21 protein-coding genes are annotated in these 20,564 nt (G+C 55.4%); 18 read left to right on the top strand and 3 right to left on the bottom strand.

Features of this window, described 5'->3' with window-relative positions; all coding sequences use genetic code 11:
• The first annotated feature begins 18 nt into the window (after positions 1-18).
• From PYR66_08360 to cobT, 12 genes are all read left to right on the top strand, one after another.
• Entirely contained in the window at positions 19-2,565 is a 2,547-nt protein-coding gene (locus tag PYR66_08360) for a hypothetical protein (GenBank protein ID WEF29708.1), read from the top strand.
• Between the two features lie 5 nt (positions 2,566-2,570).
• Positions 2,571-3,329, top strand: coding sequence for a hypothetical protein (locus PYR66_08365; GenBank protein WEF29709.1), 759 nt, complete (start codon positions 2,571-2,573; stop codon positions 3,327-3,329).
• A 78-nt stretch (positions 3,330-3,407) separates the two neighbouring features.
• Positions 3,408-3,632: a class II holin family protein gene (locus tag PYR66_08370; protein ID WEF29710.1), complete on the top strand. Its 225-nt coding sequence runs from the start codon at positions 3,408-3,410 to the stop codon at positions 3,630-3,632.
• Positions 3,616-4,152: a lysozyme gene (locus PYR66_08375; protein WEF29711.1), complete on the top strand. Its 537-nt coding sequence runs from the start codon at positions 3,616-3,618 to the stop codon at positions 4,150-4,152. The genes PYR66_08370 and PYR66_08375 overlap by 17 nt, the downstream gene beginning before the upstream one ends.
• Positions 4,149-4,505: a hypothetical protein gene (locus PYR66_08380; protein ID WEF29712.1), complete on the top strand. Its 357-nt coding sequence runs from the start codon at positions 4,149-4,151 to the stop codon at positions 4,503-4,505. The genes PYR66_08375 and PYR66_08380 overlap by 4 nt, the downstream gene beginning before the upstream one ends.
• 420 nt (positions 4,506-4,925) lie before the next feature.
• A complete protein-coding gene (gene dacD, locus PYR66_08385) occupies positions 4,926-6,092 on the top strand; it encodes a serine-type D-Ala-D-Ala carboxypeptidase DacD (GenBank protein WEF29713.1) in 1,167 nt (388 codons plus the stop codon).
• Positions 6,093-6,255: 163 nt separating this feature from the next.
• Entirely contained in the window at positions 6,256-6,729 is a 474-nt protein-coding gene (gene sbmC / locus PYR66_08390) for a DNA gyrase inhibitor SbmC (GenBank protein WEF29714.1), read from the top strand.
• A 98-nt stretch (positions 6,730-6,827) separates the two neighbouring features.
• Positions 6,828-7,886 (top strand): FUSC family protein, encoded by a 1,059-nt coding sequence (locus PYR66_08395; protein ID WEF29715.1) that lies wholly within the window; start codon positions 6,828-6,830, stop codon positions 7,884-7,886.
• 168 nt (positions 7,887-8,054) lie between these two features.
• Entirely contained in the window at positions 8,055-8,378 is a 324-nt protein-coding gene (locus PYR66_08400) for a DUF496 family protein (GenBank protein ID WEF29716.1), read from the top strand.
• 169 nt (positions 8,379-8,547) lie between these two features.
• Positions 8,548-9,090 (top strand): bifunctional adenosylcobinamide kinase/adenosylcobinamide-phosphate guanylyltransferase, encoded by a 543-nt coding sequence (gene cobU / locus PYR66_08405; protein WEF29717.1) that lies wholly within the window; start codon positions 8,548-8,550, stop codon positions 9,088-9,090.
• Positions 9,087-9,827: an adenosylcobinamide-GDP ribazoletransferase gene (gene cobS / locus PYR66_08410; GenBank protein WEF29718.1), complete on the top strand. Its 741-nt coding sequence runs from the start codon at positions 9,087-9,089 to the stop codon at positions 9,825-9,827. Before cobU ends, cobS begins: the two co-directional genes overlap by 4 nt.
• Before the next feature lie 29 nt (positions 9,828-9,856).
• Positions 9,857-10,915, top strand: coding sequence for a nicotinate-nucleotide--dimethylbenzimidazole phosphoribosyltransferase (gene cobT / locus PYR66_08415; GenBank protein WEF29719.1), 1,059 nt, complete (start codon positions 9,857-9,859; stop codon positions 10,913-10,915).
• Between the two features lie 39 nt (positions 10,916-10,954).
• Here cobT and PYR66_08420 read toward each other — a convergent pair whose 3' ends face one another.
• Complete coding sequence (locus PYR66_08420) at positions 10,955-12,064, bottom strand: adenosylhomocysteinase (protein ID WEF29720.1); 1,110 nt, start codon at positions 12,062-12,064, stop codon at positions 10,955-10,957.
• Between the two features lie 200 nt (positions 12,065-12,264).
• On the opposite strand from PYR66_08420, the gene PYR66_08425 reads away from it, so the two are divergent.
• From PYR66_08425 to PYR66_08450, 6 genes are all read left to right on the top strand, one after another.
• Positions 12,265-12,996, top strand: a complete 732-nt coding sequence (locus PYR66_08425) for an HPP family protein (protein WEF29721.1) — start codon at positions 12,265-12,267, stop codon at positions 12,994-12,996.
• A gap of 396 nt (positions 12,997-13,392) precedes the next feature.
• Positions 13,393-14,817 carry a sugar porter family MFS transporter gene (locus PYR66_08430; protein ID WEF29722.1) on the top strand — a complete coding sequence of 475 codons (1,425 nt, stop codon included), beginning with the start codon at positions 13,393-13,395 and terminating at the stop codon, positions 14,815-14,817.
• A 21-nt stretch (positions 14,818-14,838) separates the two neighbouring features.
• Positions 14,839-15,849, top strand: coding sequence for a Gfo/Idh/MocA family oxidoreductase (locus tag PYR66_08435; protein ID WEF29723.1), 1,011 nt, complete (start codon positions 14,839-14,841; stop codon positions 15,847-15,849).
• A gap of 24 nt (positions 15,850-15,873) precedes the next feature.
• A complete protein-coding gene (locus PYR66_08440) occupies positions 15,874-16,305 on the top strand; it encodes a PTS sugar transporter subunit IIA (GenBank protein ID WEF29724.1) in 432 nt (143 codons plus the stop codon).
• A 13-nt stretch (positions 16,306-16,318) separates the two neighbouring features.
• A complete protein-coding gene (locus tag PYR66_08445) occupies positions 16,319-17,260 on the top strand; it encodes a sugar phosphate isomerase/epimerase (GenBank protein ID WEF29725.1) in 942 nt (313 codons plus the stop codon).
• 115 nt (positions 17,261-17,375) lie between these two features.
• Positions 17,376-18,377, top strand: a complete 1,002-nt coding sequence (locus tag PYR66_08450; protein ID WEF29726.1) for a LacI family DNA-binding transcriptional regulator — start codon at positions 17,376-17,378, stop codon at positions 18,375-18,377.
• A 3-nt stretch (positions 18,378-18,380) separates the two neighbouring features.
• On the opposite strand, the gene PYR66_08455 is transcribed toward PYR66_08450, so the two are convergent.
• Together PYR66_08455 and shiA are read right to left on the bottom strand one after the other, a co-directional pair.
• The gene (locus PYR66_08455; protein ID WEF29727.1) at positions 18,381-19,121 is read right to left on the bottom strand and encodes a lipoate--protein ligase family protein; all 741 of its coding nucleotides are present in this window, start codon (positions 19,119-19,121) and stop codon (positions 18,381-18,383) included.
• Between the two features lie 23 nt (positions 19,122-19,144).
• Positions 19,145-20,467 carry a shikimate transporter gene (shiA, locus tag PYR66_08460; GenBank protein WEF29728.1) on the bottom strand — a complete coding sequence of 441 codons (1,323 nt, stop codon included), beginning with the start codon at positions 20,465-20,467 and terminating at the stop codon, positions 19,145-19,147.
• Between the last annotated feature and the right edge of the window lie 97 nt (positions 20,468-20,564).

Below are 20,564 nucleotides of genomic sequence, written 5' to 3' on the forward strand. Positions count from 1 at the left end.
CCGCCGGGGTTCCTCACTATGTCGGTACCAAACCAGACACCTTATAACATCTATACAGCCAACGGGCTGACGACGGTATTTGCCTACCAGTTTATGATAATGAATGCTGGCGATATCGAGGTTTCAATTAACGGAACCCCGCAAACCAGCGGCTATACCGTACAGGGAGCAGGGCAAACTGGCGGGGGGCAGGTGGTATTTATGACGCCACCGGCAAACGGTTCAGTGGTCATGTTGCTACGTAAATTAGTCATTAAGCGCGATACCGAGTATCAGGATAACGGCGATCTGCTGGCGGAGACTATTAACGCCGATTTCGACCGCCTCTGGTTAGCTATGCAGCAGGCGTTTCTTAGCGATAGTCTTTCGCTCAAGCGTCCTTTGCTCGGGGGACCATATAACGCCGGCGGTCTCAAAATCGTTAACCTGCAAGACCCTACCGGGAAACAGGACGCCGCGACAAAGGGCTGGGTAGACCTTCAGTATTCTGTGCCAACTTCGGAGGCAAAACAGGCCGCAGCTGAGGCAAAAGAGGCAAGAGACGAAACCCGGGAAATAGCGGATAAGTTCGGTGATGTAGATAGCGCGATAACAGCAGCGGAAAATGCGCGTGATGAGGCCGAAGCCTCTGCAAGCAGCGCTGCTTCAGATGCAACCCGTGCGGAGGTCGCAGCAACGACAGCTGAAGCTGTTGTGGATGTTGAAGGCACTTATCCCGATATCGCAACAGGTATAGCAAATACAGCCGTTGGGAAATACTTTCGCGTTCCTCAGGGTGTTGGTGCGCTACAGGCTTTTTATTACTACCAGAATAACAACGGGACGGCCCAGCCGGTGGCGGTCTATGCAGGAAAGGCATATTTTGATTTTATTTATTCGATAATATCTGACCGTCTGGATGTGATTAATACCCGTACTCTTACGCGTAATGGTGTATCCGGTTTTTCTTTCCCCGTCCTTGCCGCTAATAAACGCGTTGTTGGTTTTAAGGACGATGGCGGAATATGGGGAGCATATTTAAATTTACCAGGAATTAGCAGTGTCCCGCCGCGCGATGCGCCTCGAATGATCGCTGTCATAAAATCCCTCGCCGATGGAAAAATAGGCATAGGGTTTAACCCAAAAACAGGATTAACTTTCGCGCTACTGGATGATGATTCAGTAGCGTATATTGCAGATAAAATCGGTGGTGGTGGAACAACGATCCCGGATATTCGCGGGGATTGGGGGGCGCGTGTATTTAATCCCCGCAGATATATAGGCGATGATTACAATACTGCATCTGTTCTGGATAAAGGCTCGCGCACGTTTGATGCGAGACAGTTGCGTGATGGCGTGCAGGATACGCTTGTTATGGCCGCGCCACTGGCTACGGCAATCCGTATTGCATTCGTTTACGGGCAATCAAACGCAGGACTTGGGGGGAGCACTGGGCGGCTTGTGAATCTGCCGCCGTGGGCGTTTTCCACCTGGGGCTTCGCTGGCGTGAATGGTTCGAGTCAGCAGGGCACTGTTCATATGTCTGCAGCATCGCTCACCGACTTTGTACCGGCGCTGGACTACTCTGCTGCACAGTCACCGGCGATCTGCTCTGCATACGGAATCACGCAGCGTAACGCAGAACTTGGGCGAGATGACCCCGGCTATATTGCCGCAACAGCCTGGCATGGCTCGCAGCCTATTAGCTCATTCTACCCGAACGCGCAGTCGGGATACTGGAACTACGAGAACGCAGTGACGTTCCTGCAGCGTGCCGCTGCGATTGCTGCGGAATACGGGCGGACAGCCATTCTTGACGTGATGCAATGGATTCAGGGAGAGGCGGGGCCAACAGGTCGCGATAACTACGCCACTCAGCTGAATGACCTTTTCAACACTATTCTACCCGGGTACAAAGCCGCCACCGGACAGGCTAATGATGTTCTGGTTGCTATCTGGCAAACAAACATGTCGAAAGCCGCAAGCGGCGAGAACTACGCCAGTCAGGGGCAATGGGACGTAGCGAACAGCCGCGCCGATAGTTACCTGGCTGGGCCGATGTATCAGTTTAAATTAGGTGATGAGCCAGGCACTGGCCCCAGCACAGTCCACACTGGCCCAGAAGGGCGGTTGATGTTGGGAGAAACTTACGCTGACGTTTACTCCAGCATCGTCGATAAAGGGGCGTGGAAACCGGTACAGCCGGTATCTTCCGTACTAACCGGAAATGTTGTCGATATTACTTTCGAAGGTACGCCGCTGGATGCCTTTGGCGCAAAACTGGCAATCGATTCAGACTGGGTACCCGATACGCTTAACCACGGCTTTTCTTTCCCCGGCGCGACCATCACAGCCGTTGAAATAACCGGGGCCAAAACCGTTCGTCTGACGCTTTCGGCAGCGCCGACACAGCGCACTCTACGTTACGCGATTGACGCATTTGACGATGTGACCTATTGGCCGACACGCCGCGGTAACCTCATGGTCGAAACTGACCGCCGCTCCTGGTGGAACTCGCAGGGAGTGAATATCCCGCGCAACGTTCGCCACTACGCTATTCGTTTTGAAATCACTGTTACGGAGTAATTATTATGGCTGGCATTCAGGTACCAGATGTTTTTAATCATCCTGATTTACCCCAGGGCGAAAGCGTTGCAGATGCGCTTTTGCTGGATACAGGATTAGATCATTGGTTTCAGTCAGATTATGAATTCGTTACATTGAACGGAACAGATATAATCTCGTTTAATGATCGGGTTACTGCTACCGCAAAACTAAATCGTGCAGGAGAGAATAACGGAGCTTCTCTTCTAAATAACCTGTTTAGTGGTTATCCTGGCGCGCGATTTAACTCCGCAGAGAGCGATCGCTCTATGTTTAACGGTTCAACACCAGATTTAACCCATACTTTCAGCTGGACTGGCATTGCAACGCTTCGTACCCTGGCTGCGTCCAGCAATTTATGCGGTACGTTTTCTACTTCCACAGTGCGCACAATTATTAACGTCTCGGTTGGTGGAAATAATCCAGGAAAAATAGCCTTTCTGTACGGAACATCATCCTGTTATGGGCCGGTGTTGGATCTGAATACTCCTTTTGTTTTTGCCTGCGGGTACGATGGAGAAAATATTTTTCTTAGGGTAAACGGAGAGACCGTATCTGCTGTGGCTGCTGGTTCTCCCTCGGCTTCACAGTTTGCGCTGGGCGCTTTGCCTGGTGGAGACCAGTTCTGGAATGGTGATGTAGGCGACTTCTTTATGTGTAATGTTGCGTTAAATGCTCCAGAAGGAGCGGGATTATTGAAGAAATTCATTGAGTATTACAAAACAACGTATGGACTCAATCTATAAGGTCAGGATTCCGACCTGAGCAACGCCTTACCCTCACATCACTACACACAGTGATCCCCGTGGGGGTAAGGCATGCGAATGAAGAATTTGCCGGATGTGGCGGCGGGAACGTCGTATATAACATCCACCGTAAGCGGCAGCTACTGGTTGCTGCAACTTCTCGATAAGGTAAGTCCCAGCCAGTGGGCTGCAATCGGTGTTCTGGCCAGTATTGTTTTTGGGTTACTTACCTACCTCACCAATCTGTATTTCAAAATCAAAGACAACCGGCGTAAGGCACAGGACTATGAGCAACAGAGCTAAGTTCAGCGCCGCCATGCTGGCGCTTCTGGCCGCTGGCGCGTCAGCGCCGGTGCTATTCGACCAGTTTATTGGTGAACGGGAAGGCAACACTTTGACGGCGGTTATCGACCCCGGTGGTGTCTGGTCGATTTGCCGGGGGGTAACGCGCATCGATGGCCGCCCGGTAGTGAAGGGGATGAAGTTAACGCAGCGCCAGTGTGACCATTACAATGCAATCGAACGCGATAAGGCGCTGGCGTGGGTACAAAAGAATGTTCATATTCCGCTAACTGAGCCGCAGAAAGTTGGTATCGCCAGCTTTTGCCCGTACAACATCGGGCCGGGGAAATGCTTTCCATCTACGTTTTATCGCAAGCTGAATGCCGGCGACCGAAAAGGGGCATGCGCGGAGATCCGGCGCTGGATATTCGACGGCGGCCGTGATTGTCGCTTAACGAAAGGGCAGGCCAACGGCTGTTACGGTCAGGTTGACCGCCGCGATCAGGAAAGTGCGCTGACGTGCTGGGGGATTTACGAATGAATGGCAAAGCGAAATTTATTGCGGGGGTATCGCTGGCGATGGCCGCCGGCATTTTCTATGCGGGGTATCTGAAAGGCTGGTACGCGCATTCAGAGCACGTAAACAGCCAGGCGAAGAAGCAGGAAAAGAAGCAGGAAAAGGCGGTAGCGACTGGCGAACAAAAGGCGGCGACGGCGAACGCTGAAGCCAAGGTAATTTACCGTACCGTTTATCGTGATGTGGTGAAATATGTCAACGACCCGAATCATACTAAGTGCCAGTTTGATCCTGCTGCTGTGCAGCTGCGCCAGCGAGCAATCGACGCGGCCAACAATATCCCCGGATTTGATGAACCCACCATGCAAACTAAGTAATGCAGGTGCTGATAGCGACGCGGATTTGCAGGCAGATACTCAGACGGCGGAGTGCGGGCAGGAGTTGCGAACCAACATTTACCGTTGGCAATCCTGGTACCGCGCGACTGAATAGAAAATGAGTACATAAGTTAGTACATTGTTGAGTGCTTTGTTTTTATATGTACATTAAAATCAATTGATTACTGGTTGATGTTAGTAGTCGTGGAATAAAAATCCGGGATTGGCGCTTTCTTGCATAATCGATTTGTTATCCGTGGTGTCGGGCATTCTTCATGGTAAACGATTTACCGGACCATCAGAAGGGCAACGACCAGGTGCATCCTCTCTCATGTCATATTTTCTTGCAATTAAACCCTGATCTCTCAGGCGAACTTCCGTAAAAAGGACGGCGAATCTGTAAATGTTGAGGATATGCCGTTGAAAGGCCGTTTTTTATTTGCTGTAACTTTGCTCGCATCGAGCGTTTCCGGCGCTTTTGCCGCCACTGATTTTCCCGTCACCGTGACGCCGCCTTCAATTCAGGCTGGAGCGTGGGTGCTGATGGACTATACCACCGGTCAAATCCTGACCGCGGGTAATGAACACCAGCAGCGTAACCCCGCCAGCCTGACTAAACTCATGACCGGCTATGTTGTTGACCGTGCGATCGACAGCCATCGTATTACCTTTGACGATATGGTGACCGTCGGAAAAGACGCCTGGGCTAAGGGCAACCCGGTGTTTGACGGATCTTCGCTAATGTTCCTCAAAGCCGGGGACCACGTAAGCGTGCGCGATCTTAGCCGCGGGTTGATCGTTGATTCTGGTAATGATGCCTGCGTGGCTCTTGCCGATTATGTCGCTGGTGGTCAGCCGCAGTTTGTGGCGATGATGAACAGCTACGTTGAAAAACTGCATCTGAAAGACACCCATTTTGAAACCGTTCACGGTCTCGACGCGCCGGGTCAGCACAGTTCCGCCTATGACCTGGCGGTGTTGTCACGGGCGATTATTCACGGCGAGCCGGCCATCTATCACATGTACAGTGAAAAAAGTCTGACGTGGAACGGCATCACCCAGCAGAACCGCAACGGCTTGCTGTGGGACAAAACCATGAACGTTGACGGCCTGAAAACTGGCCACACTTCGGGCGCAGGCTTTAACCTGATCGCCTCGGCGGTTGATGGTCAGCGTCGCCTGATTGCCGTGGTGATGGGCGCTGAAAGCTCGAAAGGGCGTGAAGAGCAGGCGGCCAAGCTGCTGCACTGGGGCCAACAGAACTTTGATACCGTACAGGTACTGCAAAAAGGCAAACAGGTTGGCGTCGAGCATATCTGGTATGGCGACAAAGAGCAGATCAAACTCGGCACCGATCAGGATTTCTGGCTAGCGATTCCGAAATCTGAAGTACCGCGCATCAAAGCGAAATATGTCCTTGATACTAAAGATCTGGAGGCGCCGATCGCCGCCAACCAACGGGTGGGTGAAATCTCGTTGTACGACGGCGATAAAGTGGTTGCGCACTGGCCGTTGGTAACCCTTGAAAGCGTCGGCAAGGGCGGGATGTTCTCGCGTCTGAGCGACTATCTGCATCACGGTATTTAACGCTGCGCAACGCGTGATGCCAACCAGGCCTGCCGCATGCTGCGGCGGGCCTTTTTTGCCCCGTCATCATGGCGACTCTGTGAATCCGCGCACATACTGTTGTTTATCCGGCTGCTAAATTTAGTGTATATTCATACAGTATTTTATCGACACTGGAGGCGCTATGAACTACAGCATTAAATCTCTCGATACCCGTAGGATTGCCGGGTTCCATATGGTTGGCCCCTGGGAGCAGACCGTAAAGCAAGGCTTTGAACAGCTGGCGGCGTGGGTCGAGCACTGTCAGGTGCCGGCGCGCGAGTGGGTTGCGGTCTATTATGATAACCCGGAGCAGGTGCCAGCGGAAAAACTGCGCTGCGATACCGCCGTCACCGTGGCCGACGATTATGTCATCCCGCCGAATAGCGAAGGGGTGATCCTCACGGGGATCGCCGGCGGCGAATACGCCAGCGCCCGCGCACGTGTTATTAACCATGATTTTACTACACCGTGGATGCAGTTCTTCGACAGTCTGCTGCAAAGCAGCGACTACCAGATCGCCGATAAACCCTGTTTTGAAATCTACCTTAACGACGGTAACCGGGACGGTCACTGGGATATTGAGATGTACGTGGCGGTGAATCGCGTCGGCGCATGACTCTTTATCCCTGAAATAGGCAAGGTTTCTTACACTGGCGCAATGCGCTTGTTGAAAAAGGGGCTACAATTGGCCTTTTCGTTTTGCCGGAGCAGGCCGTGCGCGCTGATAAATCACTAAAGCCATTCGAGATTCGTTTATATCGCCATTACCGAATTGTGCATGGTATCCGTATTGCGTTGGCCTTTGTCCTGACCTTCCTGCTGGTGCGCTTGCTGAACGTGCCGGAAGGGACCTGGCCGCTCATCACCCTGGTGGTGGTAATGGGGCCTATTTCTTTCTGGGGCAACGTGGTGCCGCGGGCCTTCGAGCGTATCGGCGGCACCATTCTCGGCTCGGCGCTAGGGCTGGTGGCGCTTAAACTTGAGCTTATCTCGTTGCCGATCATGGTGCTATGGTGCGCGGTGGCGATGTTTCTCTGCGGCTGGTTGGCGCTTGGCAAACGGCCCTATCAGGCGTTGCTGATCGGCATTACGCTGGCGGTAGTGGTTGGCGCGCCGCCGGGCGATATGAATACCGCGCTGTGGCGAAGCGGCGATGTTATCTTCGGTTCGCTGCTGGCGATGCTGTTTACCGGCATCTGGCCGCAGCGGGCGTTTCTGCACTGGCGTATTCAGATGGCGAACTATGTCACTACCTTCAACCGCCTGTATCAGGCCGGGTTTTCGCCAAACCTGGTGGAGCGCCCGCGGTTGGAAAAGCATCTGCAACAAGCGCTCAATGACGTGGTGAAAATGCGCGGTCTGATCATCCCCGCCAGTAAAGAGACGCATATTCAAAAAGCGATCTTCGAAGCGATCCAGACCGTCAGTCGTAATCTGGTGTGTATGCTGGAACTGCAGATCAACGCCTGGTGGGCCTCGCGTCCGGGCCACTTTGTGATGCTCAACGCCCATACGCTGCGCGAAACCCAACAGATGACCCAGCAGACATTGCTGACCCTCGCTCATGCCCTGTACGAAGGTAATCCGCAGCCGGTGCGCGCCAACACGGAAAAACTGAATGAGATCGTTGCCGAGCTGCGTCAGCTTATCAGAGAGCATCAGGACGACAATCTGTCGGAAACGCCGATTCACGGCTATGTTTGGCTTACCATTGAGCTGGCGCGCCAACTTGAGCTGCTGTCGCACTTGATTTGCCGCGCACTGCGCAAATAAAAAACAGATACGCGTGCTATGTGAACAGGTTGCTTCGATTCAGCAGCGTTTCGGGGTATGATAAACGTAAAGGAAAAAACATTGTCATCAGCGGCTGCTAGCAGTTATGTTAGCCCTATAGGGCAGTCGCTTTAGCGAATCCGAATCTCAAATATTAGGGGTGTAAAAATGGAAACAACTAAGCCTTCTTTCCAGGACGTACTGGAGTTTGTTCGTCTGTTCCGTCGTAAGAACAAACTGCAGCGTGAAATTCAGGACGTTGAGAAAAAGATCCGTGATAACCAGAAGCGCGTCCTGCTGCTGGACAACCTCAGCGATTACATCAAACCGGGTATGAGCGTGGAAGCCATCCAGGGCATCATCGCCAGCATGAAGACTGACTACGAAGACCGCGTTGATGACTACATCATCAAAAATGCCGAGCTGTCGCAAGAACGTCGCGACATCTCCAAAAAGCTCAAAGTTATGGGCGAAGCAAAAGTCGGCGAATAAGCCACTCTCCATTTCCGGCGGCGGTCCTCGTCGCCGGAATCGTTTTCCCTTCGAATAAACCACCGCGCAAGCCCCCCTTTTATGCTGACAGTTTGCTATACTGCCGCCGTGAACTTATTGATACCGGAAGGGTTTATCACATGCTGTCCCAGCACCAGGAGCCGCCGCAATGATACTGATTACCGGCGGAGCGCGTAGCGGCAAAAGTCGACACGCCGAATCTCTACTCACATCCTGCGCGTCGGTGCTTTATATTGCCACTTCCCCAATTCTTGACGACGAAATGGCCACACGCATTCAACATCATCGTGATAGTCGTCCGATGCACTGGCGTACCGCAGAGCGCTGCCGTGACCTGACGTCACTTATTACTCCCGATAATGCCCCCGATGAAGCCATTCTGCTTGAGTGCGTCACTACGCTGGTCACCAATATTCTGTTTGCTGAAGGCGGTGACGTGGATCCTGATGACTGGGATTACACTGCGCTGGAGCAGGCGGTCATGCACGAGATCGCTGCGCTGATTGTCGCCTGCCGCGCCTGCCCATCGCCGGTGCTGCTGGTCACCAATGAGGTGGGGCTGGGGATTGTGCCGGATAACCGCCTGGCGCGCCACTTTCGAGATATTGCCGGACGCGTGAATCAGCGGTTGGCCGCAGCGGCCGACGAGGTCTGGCTGGTTGTTTCAGGGATAGGAGTCAAAATCAAATGATGAAGTCGTTCTTTGCCGCGCTATCGTTTATGAGTCGTCTGCCGGTTCCGGCTCGCTGGTCTCAGGGACTGGAAATTGATGAATATGAACGCGGAATCGTCACTTTCCCGCTGGTAGGGTTGTTGCTCGGAGCCATCGCCGGCCTGGTGATGCTGGCGCTGCATGCCTGGTGCGGCCTACCGTTAGCGGCGCTATTGACCGTACTGGCGCTGGCACTGTTGACTGGCGGTTTTCATCTCGACGGGTTGGCGGATACTTGCGATGGGATTTTCTCCGCCCGTCGCCGTGAGCGGATGCTGGAGATCATGCGCGATAGTCGGCTGGGTACCCATGGCGGCCTGGCGCTGATCTTTGTGCTGGTGGCGAAGATCCTGGTGATTAGCGAACTGGCACTGCGTGGAACGTCAATGCTCGCGGCGTTGGCTGCCGCTTGCGCCGTGGCGCGCGGGATGTCGGTGTTGCTGATGTACCGCCAGCGCTATGCGCGCGAACAGGGGCTTGGCAACGTGTTTATCGGCAAGGTGACATTCCGCCAGACCGTGATTACCCTGGTGTTATCGCTGGTTCTGGCAACACTGCTGCTGGGGCTGCATGGTCTGGTCGCGGCGGTGATAACGCTGCTGGTGGTGTGGGGGCTGGGTCAGGCATTGAAGCGCACGCTGGGCGGACAAACCGGCGATACCCTCGGGGCGGTGATTGAGCTGGGCGAAGTTATCTTTTTACTGGCGTTGCTGTGAAACATGACTCGCGCGCTGACAGGAACCCTATGAATACATTAACGGAATGGCTGTCCGCGATACCGCAACCTGATGCAGCCGCGATGACGCGGGCCAGGGAGCATATCGACGGCCTGTTAAAACCGCCCGGCAGTCTTGGGCGTTTGGAATCGCTGGCGATACAGCTCATCGGTATGCCGGGGCTGCAGGGAGCGTTACGTTTTCCCCGTAAAACTATCGTGGTGATGTGCGCCGACCATGGCGTCTGGCATGAAGGCGTCACCGTCTCGCCGCAGGTGGTCACTGCCATTCAGGCTGCCAATATGACCCGCAAAAATACCGGCGTTTGCGTACTGGCGGCGCAGGCGGGAGCGGATGTGCAGGTGGTCGATGTCGGTATTGATGCCGAGCCCATCCCCGGTCTGGTCAATATGAAAATGGCGCGCGGCAGCGGCAATATCGCCCGCACGGCCGCGATGAGCCGGGAGCTGGCCGAAGCGCTGCTGTTGGCGAGCATAGGTTACACCCGCGATCTCGCCGCACAGGGCGTGCGTGTGTTCGGCGTGGGCGAACTGGGGATGGCGAACACCACACCGGCCGCGGCGGTTGTCAGCGTGCTGACCGGCCGTGACGCCGGTGAAGTGGTGGGCATCGGCGCAAACCTTCCTGTGTCGCAGCTCGCGCATAAAGCGGATGTGGTACGTCAGGCAATTACCGTCAATCAGCCATCCGCCGATGACGGTCTTGAAGTACTGGCAAAAGTTGGCGGCTTTGATTTACTCGGCATGGCCGGGGTGATGCTGGGCGCCGCTTCCTGCGGATTGCCGGTGATACTCGATGGCTTCTTGTCTTACGCTTCGGCGCTGGCGGCCTGCATGATTGCGCCACAGCTGCATCCATACCTGATCCCGTCGCATCTGTCGGCAGAGAAGGGGGCGCGTATTGCGCTGGAGCACCTGCAGTTGGAGCCTTATCTGGATATGGGCATGCGCTTGGGCGAGGGGAGCGGCGCGGCGCTGGCGATGAATTTGGTCGAGGCGGCTGGCGCGATGTTTAACGACATGGGAACGTTGGCGGAGAGTCATATCGTACTGCCGGAAACCCATTGAACTGAATACGGGGCGCTGGCCGGCGCCCCGATAATGCAGTTATAGCGCCTGTTGCCACACCTCTTGCGGTAGCAGGTAGACATCGGCTTTCGCCTGCATACCGTCAGTCACAATATGGCGGATGCCGCTGGCCATCACCGCGAGAGTCACGTCAAAGGCGTTAAGGCTATCGCCAAAGCCAGCGGTAAGGTTGAGCATTGAGCCATCGGCCATCAGATAGACGGTTTTCCCTGGCATCCGGTAAGCATTGATATACGGCATCACCTCTTCCTGCGGGAACTGGCGCAGGTACTCACCATCAATCTCTTCCGCCACGTGACCGACATTGAGAATAAACACGCCATCTTTCGCACTTTCCAGCGCCTTGCTGTTGACTACTTTCTTGCAGCCGGTGGCGGTCGCGACCACATCGGCAGAGGCGATGGCATCCTGTAAATCAACCACGTGCCAGCCGTCGTAAGCCGCCTGTAAACGGCGCGCCGAATCGATTTCCGCCACCATCACCTGGCCGCCGAAGGCTTTCGCCGCCGCGGCGACGCCTTGCCCCACCAGACCGTAGCCGATCACCAGCACTTTTTTCTCATGTAAGGTGAGGTGGGTGGTCTGGAAGAAGGTATGCCAGGCGGTCAGGCCGACCATATGGCGGTTATGCAGCCCTTCTTTGACTGGCAGATCGTCCCAGTTGAAGATTGGGTAGCCGGGGCGAATGTCACCGAGGCGATTAACGCCGGATCCCGTGGCTTCCAGTCCGGCAACGATATTGCCGAATTCACCTCGCTGATGGAGTCGGGTGGTGATATCCGCGCCCATTTCGCACAGGTGGGTTGGCCCCCAGACGATGGCTTTTTCCCATGATTGCTGCCAGTCGGCGTCGCTCATGTTGCGCCAGGCGCAGGCTTCTGCGCCACGCTCCACCAGCCATGAGACGACATCATCCTGTACGGTGGTCGGGTTACAGGTGGTCAAAAATACTTTCGCTCCTTTCTCGAGGATCCCCTGCACCAGTGGGATCATTTTCATATCGAGATGCATACAGCAGGCCAGGCGCACCTGGCTAAGGTCGGGAAGCGCCGCCACCTGACGCAGGGTACGCGGCATATTCTGGCTGGCCCATGCCACGTCTTTCGTTAAATTTGTCTTATTATTCACCGTATTGTGACCTTTAATCCGTAGAGTGGGTTTAACCCCGGGCGGGGGAGTCGATTCTAACGCAGAGCGTAAAAATCGCATAACCAGCGCTGACTTATAAAGTTGCAAAAAATAGGCATCATAAATACATGGTTGTTAATTAAGCGTTAAATAAAGACAATGAAATATAACTTCTTCCTGTGATGTGAGCGATTCGTTCGATGTTAAGCGTTTTACAGCGCCCATTATTTTCTCGGGTGCGTATTTTCCTCGGCCGTTTAAAACCCCATGCCTTACCCGTCGCTAAAAAGCATATTTTGCTGGGCTCGATCGGCGCCGGTACCGGACTGGCGGTGACCAGCATGTTTAGCCACTGGTTGCTGGGCGAGGTGAATTTATGGTTTATCGCGCCGATGGGTGCCTCGGCGGTGCTATTGTTCGGCGTCCCCAGTAGCCCGCTGGCTCAGCCCTGGTCGATCGTCGGTGGTAACGTGCTCTCGGCGCTGATTGGTGTCACGGTCGGGTTGCTGGTGCCGGATACGGCAATCGCCTGCGGTCTGGCGGCAGCGTTGGCGATCGCCGGAATGTATTTTTTACGCTGCCTGCACCCACCCGGCGGCGCGGTGGCGCTGACGGCGATCCTCGGCGGGGCCGGTGTGCACAATGAAGGCTATCAGTTTGTCTTAACGCCGGTATTGCTCAACTCTATGATGCTGGCACTGCTGGCTATCGTCTTCAATAACCTGGTGGGTCGCCGCTATCCGCACCCGCTGGCGGCAGAAGAGGTGAAGCCGAAGGTGGTGCCGTTGGGCATTCCGGTGACCCGCGAAGATATCCACGCCGCGTTGCTGGAGGGGCAGTTCCTCGATATCGGTGAAGATGACGTCCAGGAGCTGTTAGAAAATATCGAATATCAGGCCCGGTTGCGGCTGGCCGCCAGTAAGTACGCCTGAAGCAACCTTTTTATTGAAGAGATCGTGCCGTGGCGGCCGATCTCTTTTTTATATCCGTCTCCCCCCGTCAGTCATTTAACCCTCCACGTAGCCAGGATCCTGAGTTTTTCCACCGTCATCTAGCCATTCGATCGTCAACTTCGTGACTGCGATCGGTAAATTCCGCACTTTTTTCGCCAAATCATGACGCCGTTAACGAAATGAAAATTCCAAAATAAAATCAGATGGATTTTTTAAATCGAACGAGTATAACAAGTTGTTAAATTATGCACCCGAGTGCAAATGCGGTGCAGCCAGATTTACGATTGTGGAAAGTGTCGTGCTGAATGGCGCCGTATGACACTTTTATTCATAAAAACAAAACGATAGAACGCTCATCCCTGACAGGACTACAAAATGACCGATCATGTGATAACTGAAAGTCGTAAGTTGGCAAATGACAAGCGAATCCGGCTCATTACCCTCGTTTCCACCATCGGTGGTCTCTGCTTCGGCTATGACACCGGGGTGATTTCCGGCGCGCTCATTTTTATGAAAAACGATCTCGGCCTTAGCCCGCTACAGGAAGGGCTGGTGACTTCGTTTTTACTGTTTGGCGCCGCTATCGGCTCGGTGGCGGGCGGCTGGCTGTCGGACCGCCAGGGTCGGCGGAAAAATATTCTCTGGGTGGCGATTATCTTTATTTTCGGCGCGTTGGGTACCGCTGGCGCCTGGGATATGTCGTCGATGATTATCGCGCGATTTGTTCTCGGGCTGGCGGTGGGCTGCGCTTCCGTCACCGTCCCTATTTATATTTCCGAACTGGCGCGACCGTCGCAGCGTGAACGGTTGGTGACGGTGAATGAATTGATGATTGTTACCGGCCAGTTTTTGGCCTATTCGGTCAACGCCGCGATTGTGAACGTCTACCCGGACATGTCGCACAACTGGCGGTTGATGCTGGCGATCCCGGCGCTTCCCGGCGCGCTGCTGTGGATTGGCATGCTGATAATGCCGGAATCTCCGCGCTTCTTTATCCGTAAAGGGCAAACCGATAAAGCGAGAGAGGTACTGAAAACCCTGCGTCTCCCGCAAGAGGTGGAACCCGAGATCCGCGATATTGAACGGGTGAACCAGGCTGACGCCGTGCATGGCCGATTCATTGATGAGATCAAAAAGAAATGGGTGCTGCAGCTGATCCTGATAGGCCTGATGATTGTCCTCGCGACCCGCGTTACTGGGGTCAATACCATCATGTACTACGCGCCGACGGTGCTGAAGGCGACCGGCCTTGGCGATGCCGCGGCGGTAACCGGCGCCGTTGCCAATGGCGTGGTGTCGATTCTGGCGACCCTGTTAGGCATGCTGTTAATCGGCAAGCATTCACGGCGAAAAATGTTCTTCACCGGGCAGGTTGGCGTCACCCTGAGTCTGGTGTTGATCGGCCTTTCTTTTAAATTCTTCTTTCACCAGGAAACGGTTGAGGGCGTTAGCAGCCTGCACGCTAACTTTGCCGGCGCCAGCTACATCATCCTTGGCTTGATGCTGGTATTCCTGATCTTTATGCAGGGCTGGATAGCGCCGGTCTTTTGGCTGATGCTGGCCGAAATTTATCCGCTGCGGATGCGCGGCCTGGGAATGGGTTTTGCGGTTTTCGGTCTGTGGATTTTCGACTTCATTATCCAGTCGCTATTCCCGATTTTACTTAATCACTATGGCGGCGGCATGACCTTCGGCGTCTTCGCCTGTACCAACCTGATGATGCTGGTGCTGTTGGTGAAATATCTGCCGGAAACCCGCGGCTTAACCCTTGAGCAAATTGAGCAAAAATTCAGATTCTAAATGAGCGACATGGAGGAACATATGACGGTGAATATCGGTTTAATTGGATTGGGAATGATTGGTCGCGACCATCTACAGCGCTTCCAGTCGGTGATAAAAAACGCCCGTATCAGCGCCGTTTGCGATATTAACCGCGAGGCTGCCGACAGTATCGCTCGCGAGTATGGCGCTACGGCCTGGTATGACGCTGTTGAGATGATCCACGCCGATGAGGTGGACGCGGTCTTTATCTGCTCGATCGGCCCGGCGCATCAACAGCAGATCCTCGCGGCGATGAAGCTGGGCAAGCCGGTGTTTTGCGAAAAGCCGTTAACCCCAACCGCTGAGGAAGCGCAGGCGATTATTGATGCCGAAGTGGCCCACGGCAAACGCCTGCTGCAACTCGGTTTTATGCGCCGCTTTGACCCTGGTTATAACCAACTAAAAGCCACGCTGGATAGTGGTGAATTGGGCGAGGTTCTGCTGATGCACTGCGCGCACCGTAACGCCTCGGTGCCGGAAAGCTACACCCTTGAGATGGCGATTAACGACTCGGCGACTCATGAAATCGACATCATTCGCTATCTGCTGAATGAAGACATTGTCTCAGTGCGGGTGGATAAGCCGCGTAAAAAGACTCGCCGCGCCTGTGCCCATTTACAAGATCCGCTGATTGTGATTTTCGAAACCGCGTCCGGCGTGCGTATTGATGATGAATTGTTTGTCAACTGCGACTACGGCTATGACATCCGCTGTGAAGTGGTGGGGGAGAACGCGATTAGCGCGCTGACCGAACAGGCGCTGTGCACCACACGTTCGGCGCAGGGTTACGCTCGCGCTATTGCGAAAACCTGCATGGAACGTTTCGCGACCGCTTATGACCGGGAAGTGCAGCATTTTGTCGACCGGGTCAACGCCGGGGCTGAAATGAGCGGGCCTTCCTCGTGGGACGGTTTTGTGGTGGCGAAAGTCTGTGATGCGGGATTAGCGTCGCTGCGCGATGGTCAAACTCACCGCGTTTCGCTGCCGGAATGCCCGGCGTTGTATCGCTAACCTGCCACCGGCACGGAGAGAACCATGCTAACCCTGAAGCAAGATGACATTTTTATTGGCTGCCGGGCGAATTCAAAACGCAGGGCGCTGCGCATCGCCGCAGATGCGCTACAGGCGAGCGGCTACGTTGGCGACGGTTTTTTCGCGTCGATGGTTGAGCGGGAAAAAATGCTCTCCACCTGGCTCGGGGCCGGCGTGGCCATGCCTCACTGTACGAAAGAAGGTATCGATCAGGTGCTGCAAACCGGCTTCCAGCTGTTCCAGTTCCCTGACGGCGTTAGTTGGGGTGAAGGGAAGGTGGCTTTCCTGGTCGTCGCCGTGGCGGCGAAAAATAACCAACACATCGACGTTATCGCGGATCTGGCGGACCTGCTGGACGATGAAGTCAAAACGACGCTGCTGGCTGCGGCCGACACCAAAGACGCGTTTATGCGCATCCTCGACGATCAACAATAAAAAAGGAGAGAAAATGAAACTGGCACTCTGTACCGATGTTCTTGCCGAGCTGAATGTTGTGCAAATGCTCGATCGCGTGAAGCAGTATGGCATCAGCGGCGTTGAAATGACCGCCGGCGGCTGGTCGCCTTGTCCGCATGTCGCCACCGATGAACTGCTGGCCTCTCCGGCGAAGCTGGCGGCGTTTCGCGGCGAACTGGAAAAGCGCGAGATGCGTATTGTGGCGCTGAATTGCTCGGGCAACCCGCTGGCGCCGGGAGCATTAGGCGAGAAACATACCGCCAGCAGCTATAAAACGCTGGAGCTGGCGGGCAAGCTGGGGGTAAAGAAAATCGTCATGATGAGCGGTCTGCCGGGCGGCTGTGCGGAGGATAAAACGCCCAACTGGATCACCTCGACGGTTTCCTGGCCGGACTACATGCCGGGGGTTATCGACTACCAGTGGAATCAGGTGGCGATCCCGTGGTGGCAGGATTTCGCTCGCCATGCCGCCGAACACGGCGTTGAGCAAATCGCGCTAGAAGCCTTCCCGAGCCAGCTGGTCTACAACGCTTCCACGCTGCTGCGCCTGCGGGGGGCGGTGGGTGATATCATCGGCATGAATCTTGATCCATCGCACCTGATTGCCATGGGTGCCGATCCGATCGCCGCGGCGCGTAAGCTGGAAGGAGCGATTTATCACGTTCATGGTAAGGATGCGCGGATTGAACGCGGGCTGGCGGACATCGACGGCCTGCTGGAGTACAAACCGGTGACCGATACCAAAAACCGCGCCTGGAATTATGTCGCCGTCGGCTGTGGCCAGGATTTGCAATGGTGGAAGACCTTTTTCTCGGTACTGCGTATGACCGGTTACAACGGCGATGTGTCGCTGGAAATGGAAGATTTGACGATGAGCGTCGAGGCGGGCTTGCGTACCTCGATTGATGCGCTCAACGCCACGCTGAGTCAGTAAGCACGGGTCGCGCCCTCTGTAGGGGGAGGGCGCGGCGCGTTTTTAGTTGAGTGGATTCTAACTTGCTGTATTTTACGGTCTATGGATGTCATTCATCAGGACCGTTGAATCGAGTATGTGCGCCACTAAACGACAGAAAGCGACCGCCAGCGATGTTGCCTTGTTGGCAGGTGTTTCAAAATGGACGGTATCCCGTGCGTTTACCCCCGGAGCTTCCATTCAGCCCAATACCCGGGAAGAGGTGATGAAAGCCGCCAGGACGCTTGGCTATCGGCCGAACCTGCTGGCTCGTAGCCTGACGCAAAAGCGCACTCATATTATCGGCGTTGCGGTCGATGAATTACGCAATCCCAATATGGTGCTGCTGCTCAATGAAGTCACCCGTCAGCTGCAAAACCGCGGCTATATGGCGCTGGTCATTAACGTCTCCGAACAACAAAACAACCGCACGGCAATGTCGCTGGCCTACCAGTTACAGGTCGATGGCATTCTGTTTATGGCGACGGTGCTGACGCCGGAGCTTATTGCTATTGCCACCGAAATCCATCGCGTACCGCTGGTGCAGATTGGCCGCAATACCGACCACCCGGATATTCAGGTGGTGAACATTGATGGCGCGGAGGCCGGGAAGACGATCGGTGAATTACTGCTGGCGCAAGGGCACCGTACCTTCGGCTATATGAAGGGGCCGGATACCGCATCCCGCCACCTGATGCGAAAAGAGGGTTACGAGGCGGCGCTGGCGCAGGCTGGCTGCACGCTGAACTGCGAATTGATTGCCGGGGAATATTTACGTCGCCGGGGCTACGAGACATTGCGTGCCTATCTTGATGCAACCCCTGTCGCGCAGCGCGTGACGGCGTTGTTTTGCGAAAATGACATTCTGGCGATCGGCGCGCTGCAGGCATTGCGCGAGCGTGAAGCGATTATGAGCGTGGTGGGATTTGACAACATCGAAGAGGCGTCAGCGCCGGAATGGCAGCTCACGACCTACGATCAACGTCGCGAAAGGCTGGTGGAAGAGGGGCTGAATCGCCTGATTGATGCCGTCAACGGCGATCCGGAACGCTGGCGTCGCGGTGAACTGATCGTACGGCAGTCACATCGCCGCGAGTAACGCTTAGGGCAACTGCCGTAGCTGTTCGGCGAGCGCAAGACGAAATCGTGAGGCGAGATCTGTTTCACCTGGCAGCAGTTCCGCGAGCGTAATGGTTTTATCCGCGCGGTAGACCTTGCCGCTGGCCAGTAGTGCTTCGGCGGCGTTGGCTGCCTGATGCGCGGCCTGCAGGTCAGCATCCAGTAGTATTACCGCGTGGGCCAGCACGATATGCCCCTGACCGTCGGCCACGGGCCGCCAGTACTGGGCGGTACCGGCAATCTTGCGCGCGTTCTCTCCCTCGCCGCAGGCCAGGTTATAGCGCCCGTCGCAGAAGGAACCGCTGACGGCCTGAAAATGGCTTTCGATGCCAAAAGTAGCCAGCGTGCGCTGTAATATCCCACACAGCAACAAGTAGATAGGCTCGGCGGCCTCGCCCAGCGGCTGGGTGACCGGCCAGGCGAGACTCAGGTTGAGGATCCCCGGCCCCTGCGGAACCAGTCCGCCGCCGGAGCGGCGGATCCATACCGGCCAGCCGCGGGTGGCGAAGACTTCACTGACGGTGGTCAGATTGGCGAATTTGCGGTAACTGCCCGGCACCACAAATCCTTGCGGTGCCTGCCATAGCTGGGCGACGGCTTCACCGCGGTGGGCACGCTCAAAGAGCGGCTGCTCGGCAAGCGTCGGGTCTTCGCACCACACTATCGGTAATTCCCCGGCGCTAAATCCGACGGGCCAGCAGCCCGCGTTCTGTTGTGCAATCATGAAACCTCCCTAAAGCCCGTTCTTTATGCCGGATGGCGATGTTTCATCAGCATCGCCGTGACGGCAGAGATCAGGCAGCCGACGGTCAGATAAATCGCCACACTGTGCCACGAGCCGCCGGAAAAGGTGACCAGCGCGGCGGCGATAAATGGCGTAAAGCCGCCGCCGACCACGCTGGCAACCTGATATCCGACCCCTGCGCCGCTGTAGCGATAGCGGGCGCCAAACATTTCGGTAAACATCGGCTGCTGTACACAAACCACCATATCATGGGCGATGTTGGCCAGCATCAGGGCAAAGAACAGGATCCAGAACAGTGAATGCTGCTCCAGCGCCATAAAGAACGGAAAACCGCTGAGCGTGCCGATCAGCGCACCGGTAATATAGATGCGGCGGCGGCCAAACTTATCCGCCAGCCACGCGAAGCAGGGGATGGTTATGCAGCTGATGCCGCCCACCAGCAGGCCGATGTTGAGGAACAGCTCGCGCGGTAGACCGAGGTTTTGCGTTGAGTAGTTAAGGGCGAAGGCGGTAACGATGTACATCGTGAGTAGTTCACACAGGCGCAGAGCGATAATTAATAAGAAGGCGCCCGGATGGCGTATCAATGCTTCCAGCACCGGCAGGCGTTTTTTCTCCGCTGCTGGCGGTTGCTGGCGCTGCTGCTGTTCAAACTCGGCTGATTCGGCCATCCCGTTGCGGATCCACAATGCCGCCAATACCAGTACCACGCTGAACAGGAACGGTAGACGCCAGCCCCAGCTCAGGAACTGTTCATCGGTGGTGGTACTGCTGATAAGCGACACCAGACCGGTGGAGAGCAGCAGGCCGACGCCGTAACCCACCTGGACGCCGCTGCTGTAGAAAGCCTTTTTGTTTTTCGGCGCGCTTTCAACCGACAGCAGCGCCGCGCCGCCCCATTCGCCGCCGACGGCGAAACCCTGGATAGCACGCAGGATAACCAGCAATACCGGCGCCCACCAGCCAATCTGGTTGAAGGAGGGCAGCAGGCCGATACAGGCGGTGGCGATGCCCATCATCCACACGGTCATCATCAGCATGCGTTTACGGCCTAAACGGTCGCCGAAATGGCCGAAGATAATGCCGCCGAGCGGGCGGAAGAGAAAACCGACGCCAAAAGTGGCGAAGGCGGCTAGCGTACCCATTGCCGGACCAATCTGCGGGAAAAATTCGCGATTGAATACCAGCGCGGCGGTGATGCCGTACAGCAGAAAATCGTACCAGTCGACGACGGCGCCAGCAAAACTACCCCATGCCGCCCGACGGGCGCGATTCAGTGAACCCGCTTCCTTGCCGGAACCGGGAGAAATAAGCGTTGAGTCCATACCTGTCCTGTCTGTTGCTAATTTGTAATTATTTGAATGAGACGCTTTACTATCTGGCGACGGTACTGAGATTACCGCGCAGAGGGGGCAAGTGAAA

This window comes from Klebsiella aerogenes, assembly GCA_029027985.1.
In the GTDB taxonomy this organism is placed as follows: Bacteria; Pseudomonadota; Gammaproteobacteria; order Enterobacterales; family Enterobacteriaceae; genus Klebsiella; species Klebsiella aerogenes_A.